Source organism: Agrobacterium sp. SORGH_AS_0745 (assembly GCF_030818995.1).
Classification (GTDB): domain Bacteria; phylum Pseudomonadota; class Alphaproteobacteria; order Rhizobiales; family Rhizobiaceae; genus Agrobacterium; species Agrobacterium tumefaciens.
Window position 1 is genome coordinate 132,891 of sequence record NZ_JAUTBI010000003.1, and the last position, 15,734, is coordinate 148,624.

A 15,734-nucleotide genomic window follows, 5' to 3' on the forward strand; every position below is an offset into this window, starting at 1 on the left:
TCTCGTGCAAGGGGCCGCCGTGATGATTACGGCGGCCCCTTTTTCATGCGTGAGATTCTGGCTGACGGCCGTGTGGAGAAGAATCCGGGTTCATGGTGTTTGCGCTTGATCTCGTCCGGGCTCATGGTGCAGCCGTCCGGGGATTTGGTGGCAGCGCATACCGATTATGCAGTGTTTTCAAAGAGAGAGAATCCGGACATATGTGTCGCTCTAAATTTATGTAACGCTTGGCATCAGCGTGCACTAGCTTGCCAACAGCGTACACCGGCTTCCAGAAAACTGAATGAAAGCAATGAACGCGCGGCCTAAAGGCGCGCGGCGTTCGGCGTTTTCCGCAATGACGTTATTCCAGGTGAAATTGAACTGGAGAGTAGTCGCCCGCCTGTTTGCGCCTCCTATCCTGCCCAACTTTCCCTCGCGACCTTTTGGCGTGATGAAAGGACTGAGTCCTGAAAGTAGCAGTCATCACACTTTGGACCATTGAAAATTTTCTTAAGAAAATTTTCGCGTCGCCGAGAGAAGATTCGCGGATCCGCAAGGTATCATTACTTTCTTTCCAATGAAGTATATTCAAATGTAATTTAATTCGACGGCGCTGCGACTCAGATTATCGAACGAATAATTTCGTATATCATCGGCTGTGACAAGAAGATCTTTTTGCGATGCTGGTGGCTCGTGGATTCGGCTTCAATCCCTATGGAGCCTAGGCTGTCTTGACAAGAATTCCGGGCTCGGAAAAGCACACAGCCGTCGGTCTGTTCGGTAAGTCGGGCGACGGTTAATCATGGAATTCGAAGCCGAATCCATCGAAGGCGCGGTCAGCGAATCCTGCATCATTCGCCGCCCCGCCGTTCGACGCGGTTTACTCAAAACCGCGGCTTCCGCGCCTGCTTCCGTGCCAGATTGGCTTCGAAGGCAGGCATTCCGGACCGCGACCTCGATGGCCTGCGCAGCTCGATCCTTGCCAGCCCTCGAATGGATGCCCCTGTGAGGTAGTGGTCGACAACACTTTGTCTGAGCACGGGCGTCGCCACCGCGCCCATCTTGGGAACGCACCCTAGCCACCATAGAAGGCCAGTCGCGGGAAGCCATCGCGGTGGAAACTCGACGTCTCCGAAATCGAGGAACACCGGGCATCGACTATCCGCCCATCGGTCGACGATCGCACACACCCCCAGCGGAATGATCCAAGCCCTTAATTTCGTTTCGGCGGAGCGGGCATAGGTCAGCGCATCGCAGAAGGCGGATAGGTCTCTTTTCAGCCGGGTGCCGTCCGCCACCCATGCCATCGGACGATAGAACGCTTCTCTGGACATCCTCTCCTCTCGCGAGATTGGAGAGTGCTGGAACTCCAGCACCGCGCCTGTGGCGGTCTTCACGTCCGCGATGTGGATGACGCCATCAGATGCTCGATGCCAAATCTCCTGCCACTCGAGAGGAAAGAGGTTTTTCCAGGCGCGATGCCATTCGGTCTCCGGCTCGCGCCATGGATCGCACAACACGGTGCTCCGGTGCGCCCAGTGATGGAGCCGTATCTCTCCGCATTTCGGCATCACGGGTGCTTCGCATCCAGGGCAGGTTCCGATGAGACCCGGCGCTGCTTCCCGGCGGACTCCATCTACGACGGCGAACTTCATTGTAATCTCCAATAGCCATAGCTTCACCGATCACGGCGCGTGCTCGTTTCACAAGGGAAAGTGGCGGGCGGCTTGGATACCGCTTGGAGCTTCTTCAGGCAGTTTCGGCTGCCTCATCTTCTTATCCGTCGGATCCGCCTGACGAATAATCGAACCGTAACCGGGCGATACAACGAGATCAATGCTGATGCATAGCCTCTCAACAGAATTCCAATTGCGAGAGATCCTGACGGCAGGATCCATCATTCTGGGTGACGGGCACCTTGCTGGGAGGTAGTCTTGCGCGATGATCGTTCCGGACCTGCACCCTGATCTAAAATTCCGGAGCCTCGAGCCAACCGCCGAGGAAACCGAGTTTGCATTCCAGGCGAAAAAGCAGGCGCTAGGCCCTCACATCATACACCGGTGGGGTTGGGATGATGAGTTCCAGCGCGGTGTCCACGCCCGGCGACTGCGTGAAAAGCCGTTCTGTCAGATCGAGCTGAATGGGCGGCCGATCGGCACGCTTTCGCTTCAGTTGCTTCCGGAATTCATCCGCTTCGGCGAATTCTACCTGATCGACTCATTTCGAGGCATTGGCATTGGTTCGAGGGTTCTTGCCCACTGCCTCCAACTTGCAGACGAGAAAGGCCTTCCGGTTCGATTGGAAGCTCTTTTGTGGAACCCAGTCGCCAGTCTCTACCGACGACATGGTTTCGTGGAAGTTGGACGTACTCCTACTCACTTCGTCATGGAGAGGCCCGTCCAAGGCATCTTGAAGATATCCTCGAAACCTTCTTCATGAACCTTTGCCATGGCGGCTGACGGGCCAGCGCCCGCGTAGCCACTCTGATCGCTCAAGCCTCCTCGCTGTGTTGAGGCAGGTGGCGATGCTGCTTGATTTCCCAGGTTTCGATCAGGAATAGCGCGATCGAACTCGCAGAATTGAGGCCCAGACGAGCGATGCGAGGATCAATCCGGCGGAATCCCTTCTCACGCCCGTGAGCGTCGCCGCCATGGGTGCGGAGGGCGCCGATACCCTTGGTGACAGACGTAAGGCCGCCGAGCACCTGACGAACATCTAGCTCGATCTCGGCGGGCAGATCCGTGCGGCCCGGCGAGAGGCCCAATGGCTCTTGCACGGCTTTGAGCAATCCGTCGATGTCGCGCTTTGGCGGGAGCGGCAATCCGAGTTCAATCAAGATCGAGCGACATACCGCTTCAATAAGCGAGCATGCTGCTGTGACCGCATCTTCCGGGTCGGCGCTGATACTTGGCAGCGCTCGAGCGATTTCGATCTGCACGGTGTCAAAATCCAACTTCTCGACCTTGCTGATGAAAGGCTCTACGATGAGACCAGCGGCGGTGCGCTCCACCAAATGCGCAGTCCCACTGACAATGGTAACGGCCAGACCATCGGCCTCCAGCGCGGCGTTCACATGTTGTCGGACAGCAACGGCCTTGTCGGGCGCGGAGAGATACTCCCGAGAATCGCACACACGCAGGATGACCCGCTTCATTGCGTCATCGTCGTCCCATCGGTTGGCGAGGTCACGCAGGAATTGCGTCGTGGCAGGAACCCGCGAACTATTCCCAATGCGCATGTCCAGACCGCAGTCGAGAAACAGTGCCTCTATCTTAGGGCCGCTCCGGTAGATCCCGATCGGCTCGGTGACATCGGGTCCCTGGCCAGCGCCACCCGTTATGACGTCCGTCAGCGCCTTTATCACAAAAGGAGAAAATCGCCCGCTCATGCTGCCGAAGCCACTCGTCGATCAAGATCGAGACCGCCAATCCATTCGGCCCAGGATTTCACGAAGTGCAAGAAGGCTTCCTCGGTCGTGATCACAACCCTGTAGGTTTCAGCCTGTTCGCGTTGTTCCGGGGTCTCCTCGTAACGCGAGAGGAAGGCCATATACACCATCTGATTTCCGGCGATCTCTTGGCCATCCTTGTCGAGATAGATGATGTTGCCATGCGCTAGGGCGTTGCGGAGCACACGTAACACCTCGCTGGCTTTACGTGTCTGGATTGTATTGGCCTCCTCCCAACGGGGATCGCGGCCGTCCTGATCCATCCAATTATGTACCTTCTCGACGGTGTTCACGATGCGGGACTGTCGCCATTTGCCGCCGTCCGGCGGCTTTTGCCAAAATGGCGCTTTCAAAAACTCGGCCTTCTCGAGCGCCTTTAGATTTTTCACCAGGTCTCCATCGCGCTTGTCATCGTGCAGGAAATGACCTGTGCGCATACGCTCGAATGGGATCGTCAGGACCGCAGACGCTGCCAAAAGGCCAAATGAACCCAGCAGGCTCTTCTCCCGCGCGGATGCCTCGAGCATTTCGATGAGCTCGAGCGCTCGGCGCGGATATTCGATAGCAAATCGATCTGGCACTCCCATGCCGCCCTCCAGGTGGATCATCACCGCCGGAATATTCTCGTTGGTGAGCGGTTTGGCAATGGATATCCACCCGGACGGACGAAGACATCCATTTGCTGCTGCCCGAGAGCCGGAAAAACTTGCCGGAGCCCCATTGACGATCGAACAAAAAGGGAACATAAGCGTTAGCGCGATAATCTCCATCCGGCGGTGCATGAAGTCACCGCTGCACGCCTCTGCGGATTCCATGAAGGGAACGTGGCCATGCATTCGGTGCGAATACGAATAGCAATCCTTCCGCGAGCTTGACGCCGCGCTTTCGCACGCCACGCAAAGACTCCTGAACAGCAGATCTGTCCGACTGATACCCTTGGCACGCCTCCGCAGGCCATAGGTGGTTTGGCCGTTGTACATTTGGCGCCAGTTCCAATCCTCATTTGAGCTTGGATCTACTTTCTGCAGCGCCTCTGTCGGTCAACGGCAAAGGATTCGCGTCTGGAGAAATACTTGCACGAAAACGTTCGATGGCGGGTCCTTTAGCTCAATAATTACAAGTAGTTAAGCGAATCGCTGGCTTGCGATGGGGCTCGGCTTGTGGGACCCTCCCGCCTGCGTCCGGTGGTGTCCACATCGCTTGACCGATTTCAACAGATAGTTCGTCGACGTCGCTTCCGAACAGCGGGAGCGCGAACGGAGAGGTGTTGCCGATGATCAGCCATGCCAAAAGTCTTCGCGTCCGAAACATGAAGCTGAGACCTCAGGATTTCGAATCCTGCGGGATCACTAAAAGTCTGCTGGACCGACTGCGGCCGTTGATCACTCCGTCGCCCGGCACCCGGGCGAACAGCGTCGAGCTGTCTTTCTTCCATGTAAAGAAAGGGAGCATGCGAAATGAAAGGCATTCACACTAAGCGGCCCTCGGGCAGGAAGCCCTACCGGGTCGCGAAGCCACTGCCATCGGATGACAAGAAGCGATCAACGGAGGACGACTACAAGGTACTCCTGCAGTGCCTTCCGCACGCGACCGTCTGGTATCGGGAGCACCTCCGGCGCACCTTCGATCACATCTTCTCGCAGCACCACGAGCCTCGCGTGACGTTTCCGCCCCGTGTGAGAGGTCACGGCCGATCCAAGTTCACCACAGGGAAGTATCGAACTGGGAACTCGATCGTCACCAGAAACGAATGGATGTTCCACGGTCTCGCGCTCATGGACGGGGATCCAGACGTAGTTGCGATCTCGCCATATCCGCTGACGATCCGCTACCTCGGCCGCAATCCCGAAGCCACGGTCGAATGGAAGGATCACATTCCGGATATTGCCACTCTTCGCCGGGACGGCAGCGTCTGCTTCATCGATTTCATGCACGACCTTGATCCCAGACGCGACAACGACCGCCACCGCGAGCTTATGATTTCGCTCAAGGAGGACTGTAGTGCTTCCTACGAGATGATGTGGGCGACGCAGATCCTGAAGCAGCCACGGTTCTTCAACCGCAATCTCCTCCACGCGAATCGGCCGAGCCGCGGCGAAGTCGATCTCACGATCATCGAACGGAGCATCCTCGAACAGCCGCTTCCGATCACCATCGAGGAGCTGTCGAATATGTTGCCATTGAACGTTCTCGTCGAGCGATGGGGCGACGACGCTCGTTCTTCCGCGGAACCTGTAGCTGGCGTCGACGTCGTCTTCAGCGCATGTCTGAGGCTCTGCTACCTCGGCAAAATCGACCTCGACATGTCAAAGCCGCTATCGACGTCCTCGACTGTCTCGCGGAGGATTTGATCATGTCTTTTGCGAGCAGGCACTTCGAGTTCATGCAGCCTGTGCTGACAGCACATGACCTTGGCCTTCCCCAGGTAAAGCCCGGGGAAGTTGATGGACAACTTTTCGAGTTTCGGCCCGGGAACACAGTGCTGATCTTCAACGAGGATCGGACAAGCTACACCGAAGCGCGCTTCAAAGAGTGGATCCAGCTCACTTTGGAGTCGCGCAAACTGGCCGTGTTCGTTCGGCTCGAAAGCAACGAGCAGATCACACTAAGCAATGCGGGGATGAGGTGGCTGGAAAAATACGGCCGGATCATCCCGGTTGGAACGAACGGAACGCAGATCCTACCAGGATCCTCCCATCGACTATCCGACTGCGATCGACGCGATGCTGAGAAAGCAATGTTCATCGTTGATCGGTACTACGCATGGCTTGAGTCCATCGGGTACGAGACCTACGGCCTCAAGCGGAGAACCAAGGAGTACCTAGCGGCAATCGCAGCCGAACGCGGCGAAGCTCCGATGAGCTATGAGTGGCTGCGGAAGATGGTTCGAAATGACGAAGCCGGGACTCGCTTCGACCGTCTCATGAATTTCGCGCGCGCGCCGAGGCGCGGTAACGAGGCACCGCGTTTTCCTTCTCTGATCTACGAGGCACTTGAGTTCGCCGCTCATTTCGCGTGGTCGCAGCCAAAGGGCGACTACAAGACCATGATGGACGAATTCATCCGTCTGCTAGACGAGGAAGATCGGTTCGCGCCTGTACGGCACGTCGGTCTGACAAAGGAAGGCGCAATCAAGCTCCACAAGAGCACGTTCGACTTCCATCTCGCCGCCGTCGACAACGTACACAAGATCCCTTTTGCGGCACGGCGCCGATATCGCCGAGGCGAGAAACCGCCAGTACATCCGCGTCCACCGTCCGCAGAGCCTGCTGGACATCGTCGATGTCGACCATCTGAATCCCGACATCGTCGCCTACCTCGACAAGAATCCGTTGGCCTTCGGGCGCTTGGATCTCGTGATCTTCCGGGAGCGATTGACGGGAGCCATCATTGCGTATGCGGCCGGGTTCGGGGATCCATCCTACGCCACCTTCCTGCGAGGACTTGAAGCCGCGATTTTTGGGATGGAACGGCTTGCCGAGGGGGTATCGTGGCCTTGGTTCGGCTTGTTCAACAAGCTGGCTGTGGACAACGCCCTGCACCTGATCGGCCACTCCATCGACGAAGCCGCCCGCGCGATCGGATTCGACATCGTCGAGCACCGTCCGGCTGCCCCGGGCGACAAGGGAGCGTTGGAACGCGCGCTGGGTACCCTAGCACGAGACGTGTTCCAGAACCTGCCCGGCACCACGATGGAGTCACCCGAGATCCGGAAGCTGTTCGGCGAGGATCGCGACATGGCTGTGCCAGTCCTTGCGCTGTCCGAAGTGGAGGCGGTCATCCAGCACTGGATCGCGAACGTCCATCACCAGACCCCGCGACAGGGCCTCGGGGGTGACCTTCTCACCGAGGCGGGCGTTCCCGCCGAACTTTGGAAAAAACACGAGGCCTCAATGCCGCGCCGCCCCCTACTCGACCGTTCTATCTTCTCCAGACTGGCTGGCGAGACGCGATGGGTCACTGTCCAAAGCGACGGCGTACGCTCGGACGGCATCCATTGGAATGCTCCCGGCCTGCTGGCGCTTTCTGTTCATCCGAAGACGAAGCGGGCCAAGCCTGGGCATGCGTCGACGAAGTTTCGCATGACGATCAACATCAATGACATCGGCCAAGCGTGGGTCCACGACCCATATCGTGATGAAATCATCGAGGTGCGAGCTGTCGGACCCGATGCGGAATACTGCTCTGGAATGACCATGGAAATCCACAGGATGATCCAGGATTTCCGTCGCAAGGAGGAGAAGGAGGGCCGGGTCAAACCCCATCTGCTACGGGCGCGTCGGGAGCTCCACTCGAAGCTCATGGAGCTGATCGACCAGAACCGCAAGAGATATGCTCCTCGAAAGAAGCTTGCCAAGTTCGTCCAAGGACACTTCGTGGCCGCCCGCCGCCGCAAGGTTCTCGAGATGGCGAGAATGGAAGACGACGGAACCCTCGATCTGAGCAATGGCGTCGAAGTGACAACCAAGCTCCGTACGGTCCCAGCTCCCGCAACGGAGGTCCCGCAAACCCATTTGTCTGAGCCTGCGGCTGAACAACAGCGCGAGCCCAAATCTGCCACGACACCAAAGCTGGCCTCCAAGAACACGACTCCAGCGATGGACGATGACGACGACATCGCAAGCCTGCTCGCTCGGAATCCCGATTGGAAGAAGAAACCATGATCACCGATTTCCATACCGCCACATTCGAGACACCGGGGCAGCGCGAGGCTGTGAGCCAGTTGCCCAACATCGAACGGCAGAGCCTTATCGAGCGTCTGCTGGTGACCTATCCGCAGTTCGACAAGATCGTCGAGTTCATTAGCAACTACCACTACCCAGTAGTCGGCGGTAGCCACGGCCGTGGTTCCGTAGGAGGCCTGATCGGGAAAACCCGCGCGGGGAAAACGGACGTCATCAAGTTCTACTGCAACCGATGGCCCGCGTACGATGCGGAAGACGGTACCGTGATCCCGGTCGTGTACATCCCTGTCCCACCGGACATTGTAGCTCAGCGGTTTGCCGAGATTGTCTACGGAGTGACAGGACCCGGATCCGCCCCCAAGATCAAGCTTCCGTCCCTTATGGCTCGGTCGGTCGACAGGATCGTTGGGGTGCGGGCCCAGTTGGTCGTATTCGATGACTCTCAGTTCTTGTTCCAGGCGCCGAAGAACCACTTGCGAGAGTTCTATGGGTTCCTGAAGCAGCTCGCCGACACGGAGAGCTGCAACATCCTTTTTGTCGGCGAGGAGAGCGTGATTACAAGCGTGCTTGCGCTTGGCCCTCTTGCAGAACGCGGGGGATTTCCGAAGGAAGTACTGAAGCCGTTCGACCGCGACACGGAGTTCGATCAGTTCCGTCTGATGCTGCATGAGATTGATCTGCGGCTGCCGTTCGCCGAACTTTCGGGTCTCGGGAAAAGATATTTCGCTACGGAACTCCACGATTTCACCGGTGGCGCGATGGGGAAGGTCATGAAGAACTTGGTCCGCCCGGCTGCGTTCCGCGCGCTGAACGACGGTTCTCCACGGATCCTTCGTCATCATTTCTATGAGGAAGCAGCACTCCGACAAAGGCCGGGCGATACCAGGGAATACTTCGGTAGGGACGCAGCATGATGGAGATGCTTCGCTCCCGCCTCCCCTTCACGAGCTGGCGATCGAAGCCGGGAGTCGGGGATCCGGCGCACGGCTACTTCGCGCGGCTCGTTGCGGAGGGTCAACATGTCAGCGCTCGTGTCTACGCGAACGAGCTGGACATCAACGGCCGCAACATCGTCATGCAGGAAATGCTCGATGAGTTGCTGAAGCTTCCGCTCGCAGAAGAGTACAAGCAATCCTTGATCCGATGGACTCCCGTCTGGCGCGATGGCTACCATCGACTGGCAGGCCAAACCCTCCGCAAGAGACAGATGTCTTTCTACAATCGGCGCTTCTGTCGCGCTTGCCTTGCCGAGGCCCCGCACCACCGCGTCTGGTGGGACATCGTCGACTTCCATGTCTGCCCGTTTCATTGCGAGTCCATTGAGGATAGATCAGCCGCCGGGGATCTGATCAAGTGGTGGTTTCCATCGTTCGAGATGGATCCCGACGGCGAACCTCTAGGGCGGTCGGCTTCACGTCTTTTGGAACCGGACAATTTCGAGTGGTATATCCTCAGCCGGTTCGGATGCGTCGAGTGCTCCGAACGCCCTCTCCTCGATCCCGCTCCCTTGCACGAAGTGATCGACATGTGCGGAGCCGTCGGTCGCATACTAACGAATCCATGGGTCAGGTCTGCACCCAAGGTTGGACGCGACGACTGCCGGATTGGATACTGTGCCCTCTCAGGGTCACCGGACGATCTCGAGAATGCCTTCGTGACCTGGCTTGAGACGAACGTCCCTGTGGAGGATCGTAACCGGGGCATCCAGCACGGCTACGGATGGTTCCAGCGCCGTGGCGACCGAAACTTCATGGACGCAGCGTTATGGCCCGAAGTTAATTCTGCGATGAGGCGAGCGTTTGCGAGAACGGGACGCATGGGGCGACAGAGTGCCGGCGTCAGCGAACTGCCGCACAAGGAGTTCACGATAAAGGAAGCAGCCGTAGCGATCGGCATGGACGTACGCGGCTTGCGGAACATCGCCCAGCAGGCAGGCATCGCGATCAGGAGTTCGGATCCTGCGATGAGGACATTTCTCACCGAGGAACAGGTGGCGACGCTCCACGCCACTGCGAAGGACTTGATCAACGTTAAGGAGGCAGCGCGTCGTCTAGGCTGCGCTCAAGACTGTGTTCGCGACCTTATGGCCAAAGGACTGCTGAAAGGCTTCCTTCATACCCGCATGTTCGGCCACGAGGGGCACGGACTTTCGCACCTCGGATCCGAGGTCGATGCCGTCCTCCAGCGCATCCTGGCTGTGCCAACGACGGGCGGACGAGGACAACAGCACGGCATTCTCTATCTGGCGAAGGCCGTGGGAAAGAGTGTCGCGGAAATCGTCGGCTCCGTTCTGGCTGGCGAGATGACTGTCGCCAACCTTGACCGTCGCCGGACGGGGATCGGTCGCTGGCGCTTCGAGGCAGTCGCCCACAAGAAGGCGTTTCGTCAGCGGGTGCGTGACGGGGAAGTCCGTGTAATCGAAGCGGGGGCCATCATGCGAATGGGTACAGACGTCGTCAACCTATTTGTCCGCGGGGGTGTGATCAAAAGCCGGGTGTGGGCGAGGACGGTCAGACCTATCTCGACAGGAAGTCGTTCGATGCCTTCAGCTCAAGGTATGTGAATGCTAAGGCATTTCTGGATCGTCTCGAATGCACCGAGCCCTACCTTTCTCGCAGGCTTCAGCAGCTAGGCATCCGGCGCTGCCATTCCGGGATCCGCGGCCGCCACGAAATCTATCTGGTGGAGCGGAAAGATCTGGAGAATGCTATCGGCAATTTCGAGGGAGATGCAGATCCCGCGCTGTGGATAGAGTTCCGAAGCGAGATGGCGAGGATCTGTGCGTCCTTCGTCATCCCACCAGCAATGGGAGGCCAGGTAGTGAAGGCCTATACGGCGACGAGGTCAACGTTCGTGGAGCTGCACTCCGAAGGCGGAGTGCTGAAGATCCGGAAGACTTTCCAGAACCGCACGGCCCGAAGAGAGTGGAAGGTGTTCGTAGCCAACCAGGCGCAGATCAGGCTGGAATGGAAGGCATTCCGGTGGTCGAAGCTCAACGCGCGCGGAGACGTGACGGCCGAGTTCATGATCCGAAGCGACGAGGACATTCCTGTAGCCGGTGAGGCTCTGCGCTGCCTCTATCTCCATTTCCGGAACCCGCGGAAATTGCCTCGGGGATGACCATTGCAATCTCCTCCGAGCGACTGCAAACATGCGCCCGGAGGACTTGTCATGAGATCACTGCTCGCCTGCCTGCTCAGCCTAGCCGCAACCACCGCGCTCGCCGCGGACTACCCCACGACTGGCATGCTCTATAACCAGCAGGAAGATTCCTCGCTGACGTATAACTGCAGGCTTCAGGGGAGCCAGCAACGCCTCCGGTGCGAATTCATTCAGACAGCCGTCCGCAAGAAAGCGAAGCCAGCCGACCTGGAAAAGAAACTCGCTGAAGCCCGCAAGAACTACCCGGGGGCTGTGAAGGAATTCTCCGATCCCAGGGAATGCAACATGGTGGGGGCGTGGCTTGGCATGGCCACGGGTCAGATTTCCATTGATGCCGCCCTCGCCCGCAATCCCGGAATCGCCACGGATGCTGCGAAGTTCAAGGAAGGCATGATCCGTCTGCAGGAGGAGGCCAAGGCGAACCCCAGCGTGCTCGACACGTTCCGCGCTCTCGCAGGCATGTGCGATCATCCGACCGAGGAGAATTTCCTAAAGATCACAAAGGCCGACCACGACAAGAATCTTCGAACTTGCCAGGTCAGTTCGAATCCATTCGCGCAGGAATTCGTCTGGGTCTCCGACTTCGGCAATGGCGGCGCGTGGGTGGTGTCATCGCAGCCCGAAGGTCCATGCGGCGTCGTCCAGCTTTCTCGGTTCGAGAAGGACCAGTCCGACACCTCCGGTCTGTTCTGGCGGTACATTGCGAGGAAAGCCGCCACCAATCCGTCGGGCACTGTGTTGCCGGGACTGACCTGCTCGGCAGTCGATCAGGGCGAATACGTCTACGACTGGAAGAAGACCAGATCTGACCATCTGCAGTGCGAGTTCATCGAGTTCAGTCCACTCTGACCCTGTCACCTCGAAAACAAAAAAGGCCGGGGCGAAACCGCACCGACCTTCCTCATCATCGCCTTCTTACCAGTGCCAGTACATCCGTGATCAAAGCGTTCTAGCGATGCGGCGTTGCGAGCAGCGAATTTCAGCGCTCATCAGCAATGCCGATGAAAGTGTTCTACCTGGGAAATGTATTCGCAACAAGCCGCAGCTAGAATCAGGCACCGGGCCAATCGTTGGCGGGTTCCTCGACCGCGCTCGGATCGTCTGCCGGACCCGGATCCCGGTCATGGGCCGCCTTCATTTCAGCCAGCTCTTTCTCGAGCGCGGCTATGACATCCGGAGCCTTCGCCCCTGAAGTGACGAACTCATCGACGAGCTGCTCGAGTCGAAGGCGGAGCTGGCCGGAGATGTCGGTCATCAGCCTGGCCTCAGTGTTTCGAGGTGCGATGGTCGCCTTTGTCGGTCCTTGGCCACCGTCTTCTCATCAAGCAGAAGCCCGCATACTGGTACCCGGATAAGCGATCCGATCCAGACCAGCCTTCTGAAGCTGATCGATAAAAAGAAGAAAGCACTCAAGCCGAAGAAGGCCGCTGAGGCGAAGACTACTCCGAAGAACAACGTCGTCAACAACATGGATGCCTCGAGGAAATCTGTTACTGCTGAGTTGAAGAGCAAGAATGCAGTTTGACATGCATCTTGCTGGTACGGCGTAAGCACGGGATGATCGCCGTTGTGACGACGGAGATGCCATGACTGTTCCCGGTAGTCGGCGGCTTCGATCTCCGGGGATTCGAAACAACTTGCGCGTTATTTCGATCATAGGCATATTTCAGATCGATTGGCTGGAGGTGCCTGATGGCGTTGACTCGGCGTGCGATCCTTACGGCGATTGCGGCGGCTCCGCTGGCTGCAGTTGGAACGTCCATCTCGCCGGCTCGCGCCGAGGTGGCGACTTTCACCATCCTCGTCACGGCAATCGGGATTTTCCAGAAGCTCCTTGAACTGCAGCGTGGGCCAGACGGCTCAGGTGCTCTACTAGCCGCTATTAATGGAAAGCTTGATATCGCTATCGAGCAACTGGCAAGCATCCAGTTGGCGCTGGCAAGCATGTCCGTTCAGATTCAGGAACTGAAGGAAGATGTTCTGAACGCCATCGGCCAGCAGTACGCCGTTGAACTCTTCAACAACACCAAGGCCGCCCTCCAGCGAATCACTGACGTGCAACGCGCGGCAGACAACAACGGTATCAAGCTAGACAAAAATCTGGCGCCCGACGACAAAATGATGGTCGAATTGCGCGGAGCCTACGAGGAGTTTGATCAATGTCGGCGGCGTCTCAGGGAGTACCCTCAAGGCAACGGTGTCATCTCTGCAGCATTGCTTGAGCCATGCGTTCTCGCCGATCATGCGGCTTTTGCAGCGGGCTTTATTGACGATACACTCTTCTCGATCAGGCTGGAACATCACCTTGCTTGGATTGATCGTATATCCGATCCGAAGGCAGAGTATTCCGCAGCAGCAGTCCTCGATCGAGCGGCTGAGCAAGAAAAAGCCTTACGGGACAACATCGCCGCGGCGGCTAAGGGAAACGACCCTTCGAGCGAGGTAGCGAACCGGATGCTCGCAGAAAGGAGCACGACCATCTGCGTGATCCACAAGATGGATGTCGAATACTGGACCGAATGGCCCAATAGGGATTGGCGGATGCTCAAGGGCAACGAATATATGATTGTCCCGACCTACAAAGGTCAACTCGTCGACGTTCACGGCGCGCAGATATATGTCGATACCAAGTATGATGCCGGTCAATATCCTTTGGAACTTCGGCTAGGCGACGGTGTCGTGACGACCTCTGTAAATCGCGCCAACGAGGTGGATAGATCCAAATGCAAGCGCTTCGAGAACCCGCCTGGTCGTATTGAGCCGGACACTATGTTTAAGTTGGCACTATTGAACGAGGCACCTGATTCCTCGAGGTTCCGCAAGGGAATAGGCGGAACGATCATGGGGATCTTCATTCGTTCGAGCACCTATGCAAGAACTCTAACGACCAATGCTCTGAAGACCGAGAAGGACGCTCAGGCAAAACTGGACGCAATCAACGATCAGATCCTCACGCAACGGCTCGCGAAGCTTGCATTATTGACGGCCGCAGAGGATCGGAAGTTTACGAGCGACATATATCGCGAATTGCCACAGATTCCGCACTAGGGAGTTCCCAGATGCGCTTCGGTAACACGATCCTCTACGCCATCGCCTTCTGTCTGTCCGTTGAGCCTTGCATCGCTCAAAATAAGGCGGGTACCGAGAAGATCGCCAGACACAAGGATATTGCCAAGCTAATGTCGTCACTTCACAACTGGGGTGTCGACCGAGAAGTTACGCGCCAGATTGACGCCCTTCAGCCGAAAATTATCCAGGATCTCGAGTTCGCGGGGACAGGCGGCGTCTTGGTGGTGGCTAGGTTTGAAAAAGTGCAAACAGACTCCGGCACTTACCGCCGACTAATATCCAACAAACTCGATTACGTGGGAATTGGTGCTACCGACGTCGATGCTGAAATCGCGGGAAGCGCAAACAGCGGTCGAAACAACATTCCCTACCAAATTGCCGACGGGTTCAAGTTGGATATGAAGGAGAGTAACGCCTACTGGTTCAGTAAAGACAGTAGCGGTGAACTAACGATGCGCGAAAAACCACTCGAACTGCTGCGGAACGAGGTCATTAATGAAATGGTACAGCGCAAACGCCAGAAGTTTGATTGGAATACTGCGCGTTCTGCCGAACTCACTCGACTGAGCAAAATTATGAGCGACAAAGTCGGAAGAGACAAAGTGGACAGCACGACCTCAACGCTGCTCGACTCGAGAGAAATGGCGCTTGCGAATAAGAACGCGATAGACACAGATCTGAAAACGCAACTAATGCGTGCCAGGAAAGCGGCCGACCTTGAGACGACAATAAACGCACTTGGGTTCATCGGAAATTCAATGTCGGCCGTCTACGATCTTGCTGAAGATCCCTCGCCAGCGGGTGGTGGGAACATGACCAAAGAAGAAGCTTTGTCACGCTTGAGGGAAGTCCAACAGAATGCTAACACTCGCGCAGCAACGCTCCAGAAAAAGTTGGATTCTGCAAGCAGTCAAATCCGTGCGTTAGACACTAGACTTGAGCTTTTCCTTAAGTCCATGCAGGTGCCGACCAATAACCTGCCAAGCGACACGGAGATACCACACCCCTAGGCATATTCCGGCGAATCCATAACTCGCACCCGGTCGATATTCTCGGCATTAGGTTGCAACCCACCAAAATCCGCTCAGGAATGTGCGGACGTCCTGACCTTGATGCTCGCATCCAGTTGAACGAGCAGCACGTCGGAGTCGAGGCAGTCGCAGCAGATGCCGAAGCAATCCTCGTCGAAATTGTCCGCGCTTCTTGCCCGTCGACAGCAATCGCAGACGATGGTGCTACAACAGGCGGGCTTTGGAGCCAGTATTTCAAGCAGCACTTCTTCTACGGCGTGCGCGGCAGGTCCGGGCATCGCAACCTCCCTGAGTTCGTGATCCAAAGGAGATGGGAGCGGGGTCGAGGTTTTTCCAGATTTCGATGTGGTCGGCCAA

14 protein-coding genes and 1 pseudogene are annotated in these 15,734 nt (G+C 57.3%); 10 read left to right on the top strand and 5 right to left on the bottom strand.

The window, feature by feature from the left end; all coding sequences use genetic code 11:
• Positions 1-866: 866 nt before the first annotated feature.
• The gene (locus QE432_RS10595; RefSeq protein ID WP_306624180.1) at positions 867-1,637 is read right to left on the bottom strand and encodes a competence protein CoiA; all 771 of its coding nucleotides are present in this window, start codon (positions 1,635-1,637) and stop codon (positions 867-869) included.
• 286 nt (positions 1,638-1,923) lie between these two features.
• Between QE432_RS10595 and QE432_RS10600 the strand changes: the two genes are divergently transcribed.
• Positions 1,924-2,421, top strand: a complete 498-nt coding sequence (locus QE432_RS10600; protein ID WP_306624182.1) for a GNAT family N-acetyltransferase — start codon at positions 1,924-1,926, stop codon at positions 2,419-2,421.
• Positions 2,422-2,473: 52 nt separating this feature from the next.
• Here the strand turns inward: QE432_RS10600 and QE432_RS10605 are convergent, their stop codons facing one another.
• Together QE432_RS10605 and QE432_RS10610 are read right to left on the bottom strand one after the other, a co-directional pair.
• The gene (locus QE432_RS10605) at positions 2,474-3,370 is read right to left on the bottom strand and encodes an abortive infection family protein (RefSeq protein ID WP_306624183.1); all 897 of its coding nucleotides are present in this window, start codon (positions 3,368-3,370) and stop codon (positions 2,474-2,476) included.
• Complete coding sequence (locus tag QE432_RS10610) at positions 3,367-4,245, bottom strand: hypothetical protein (RefSeq protein WP_306624185.1); 879 nt, start codon at positions 4,243-4,245, stop codon at positions 3,367-3,369. The genes QE432_RS10605 and QE432_RS10610 overlap by 4 nt, the downstream gene beginning before the upstream one ends.
• A gap of 642 nt (positions 4,246-4,887) precedes the next feature.
• On the opposite strand from QE432_RS10610, the gene QE432_RS10615 reads away from it, so the two are divergent.
• The 6 genes from QE432_RS10615 (at position 4,888) to QE432_RS10640 (ending at position 12,126) form a co-directional block, all read left to right on the top strand.
• Positions 4,888-5,781 carry a hypothetical protein gene (locus QE432_RS10615; RefSeq protein WP_306624187.1) on the top strand — a complete coding sequence of 298 codons (894 nt, stop codon included), beginning with the start codon at positions 4,888-4,890 and terminating at the stop codon, positions 5,779-5,781.
• 846 nt (positions 5,782-6,627) lie between these two features.
• Positions 6,628-8,094 carry a hypothetical protein gene (locus QE432_RS10620; RefSeq protein ID WP_306624189.1) on the top strand — a complete coding sequence of 489 codons (1,467 nt, stop codon included), beginning with the start codon at positions 6,628-6,630 and terminating at the stop codon, positions 8,092-8,094.
• On the top strand, positions 8,076-9,029 hold the full coding sequence (locus tag QE432_RS10625) for a TniB family NTP-binding protein (protein WP_306624191.1): 954 nt from the start codon (positions 8,076-8,078) through the stop codon (positions 9,027-9,029). Before QE432_RS10620 ends, QE432_RS10625 begins: the two co-directional genes overlap by 19 nt.
• Complete coding sequence (locus QE432_RS10630) at positions 9,026-10,678, top strand: TniQ family protein (protein WP_306624193.1); 1,653 nt, start codon at positions 9,026-9,028, stop codon at positions 10,676-10,678. Before QE432_RS10625 ends, QE432_RS10630 begins: the two co-directional genes overlap by 4 nt.
• Complete coding sequence (locus QE432_RS10635) at positions 10,612-11,235, top strand: hypothetical protein (protein ID WP_306624195.1); 624 nt, start codon at positions 10,612-10,614, stop codon at positions 11,233-11,235. Before QE432_RS10630 ends, QE432_RS10635 begins: the two co-directional genes overlap by 67 nt.
• A 51-nt stretch (positions 11,236-11,286) precedes the next feature.
• On the top strand, positions 11,287-12,126 hold the full coding sequence (locus QE432_RS10640; RefSeq protein WP_306624197.1) for a hypothetical protein: 840 nt from the start codon (positions 11,287-11,289) through the stop codon (positions 12,124-12,126).
• 202 nt (positions 12,127-12,328) lie between these two features.
• Here QE432_RS10640 and QE432_RS10645 read toward each other — a convergent pair whose 3' ends face one another.
• Positions 12,329-12,532 carry a hypothetical protein gene (locus tag QE432_RS10645; RefSeq protein ID WP_306624199.1) on the bottom strand — a complete coding sequence of 68 codons (204 nt, stop codon included), beginning with the start codon at positions 12,530-12,532 and terminating at the stop codon, positions 12,329-12,331.
• A gap of 62 nt (positions 12,533-12,594) precedes the next feature.
• Here QE432_RS10645 and QE432_RS10650 point away from each other — a divergent pair.
• The 3 genes and pseudogenes from QE432_RS10650 to QE432_RS10660 all read left to right on the top strand — a co-directional run.
• Positions 12,595-12,802, top strand: a pseudogene (locus QE432_RS10650) (Ku protein); the annotation flags it as partial.
• A 167-nt stretch (positions 12,803-12,969) separates the two neighbouring features.
• Positions 12,970-14,325, top strand: coding sequence for a hypothetical protein (locus QE432_RS10655; RefSeq protein WP_306624201.1), 1,356 nt, complete (start codon positions 12,970-12,972; stop codon positions 14,323-14,325).
• Positions 14,326-14,336: 11 nt separating this feature from the next.
• Positions 14,337-15,356, top strand: coding sequence for a hypothetical protein (locus tag QE432_RS10660; protein WP_306624203.1), 1,020 nt, complete (start codon positions 14,337-14,339; stop codon positions 15,354-15,356).
• 74 nt (positions 15,357-15,430) lie between these two features.
• Here the strand turns inward: QE432_RS10660 and QE432_RS10665 are convergent, their stop codons facing one another.
• Positions 15,431-15,655, bottom strand: a complete 225-nt coding sequence (locus QE432_RS10665; protein ID WP_306624205.1) for a hypothetical protein — start codon at positions 15,653-15,655, stop codon at positions 15,431-15,433.
• Positions 15,656-15,734: the final 79 nt, after the last annotated feature.

Bases quoted from the DNA above. Each gene is read 5' to 3' on its own strand.
- QE432_RS10595 (WP_306624180.1), bottom strand. From the start codon at position 1,637: ATGAAGTTCGCCGTCGTAGATGGAGTCCGCCGGGAAGCAGCGCCGGGT.
- QE432_RS10630 (WP_306624193.1), top strand. From the start codon at position 9,026: ATGATGGAGATGCTTCGCTCCCGCCTCCCCTTCACGAGCTGGCGATCG.
- QE432_RS10655 (WP_306624201.1), top strand. From the start codon at position 12,970: ATGGCGTTGACTCGGCGTGCGATCCTTACGGCGATTGCGGCGGCTCCG.
- QE432_RS10605 (WP_306624183.1), bottom strand. From the start codon at position 3,370: ATGAGCGGGCGATTTTCTCCTTTTGTGATAAAGGCGCTGACGGACGTC.
- QE432_RS10660 (WP_306624203.1), top strand. From the start codon at position 14,337: ATGCGCTTCGGTAACACGATCCTCTACGCCATCGCCTTCTGTCTGTCC.
- QE432_RS10645 (WP_306624199.1), bottom strand. From the start codon at position 12,532: ATGACCGACATCTCCGGCCAGCTCCGCCTTCGACTCGAGCAGCTCGTC.
- QE432_RS10600 (WP_306624182.1), top strand. From the start codon at position 1,924: ATGATCGTTCCGGACCTGCACCCTGATCTAAAATTCCGGAGCCTCGAG.
- QE432_RS10610 (WP_306624185.1), bottom strand. From the start codon at position 4,245: ATGGAATCCGCAGAGGCGTGCAGCGGTGACTTCATGCACCGCCGGATG.
- QE432_RS10615 (WP_306624187.1), top strand. From the start codon at position 4,888: ATGAAAGGCATTCACACTAAGCGGCCCTCGGGCAGGAAGCCCTACCGG.
- QE432_RS10665 (WP_306624205.1), bottom strand. From the start codon at position 15,655: ATGCCCGGACCTGCCGCGCACGCCGTAGAAGAAGTGCTGCTTGAAATA.
- QE432_RS10640 (WP_306624197.1), top strand. From the start codon at position 11,287: ATGAGATCACTGCTCGCCTGCCTGCTCAGCCTAGCCGCAACCACCGCG.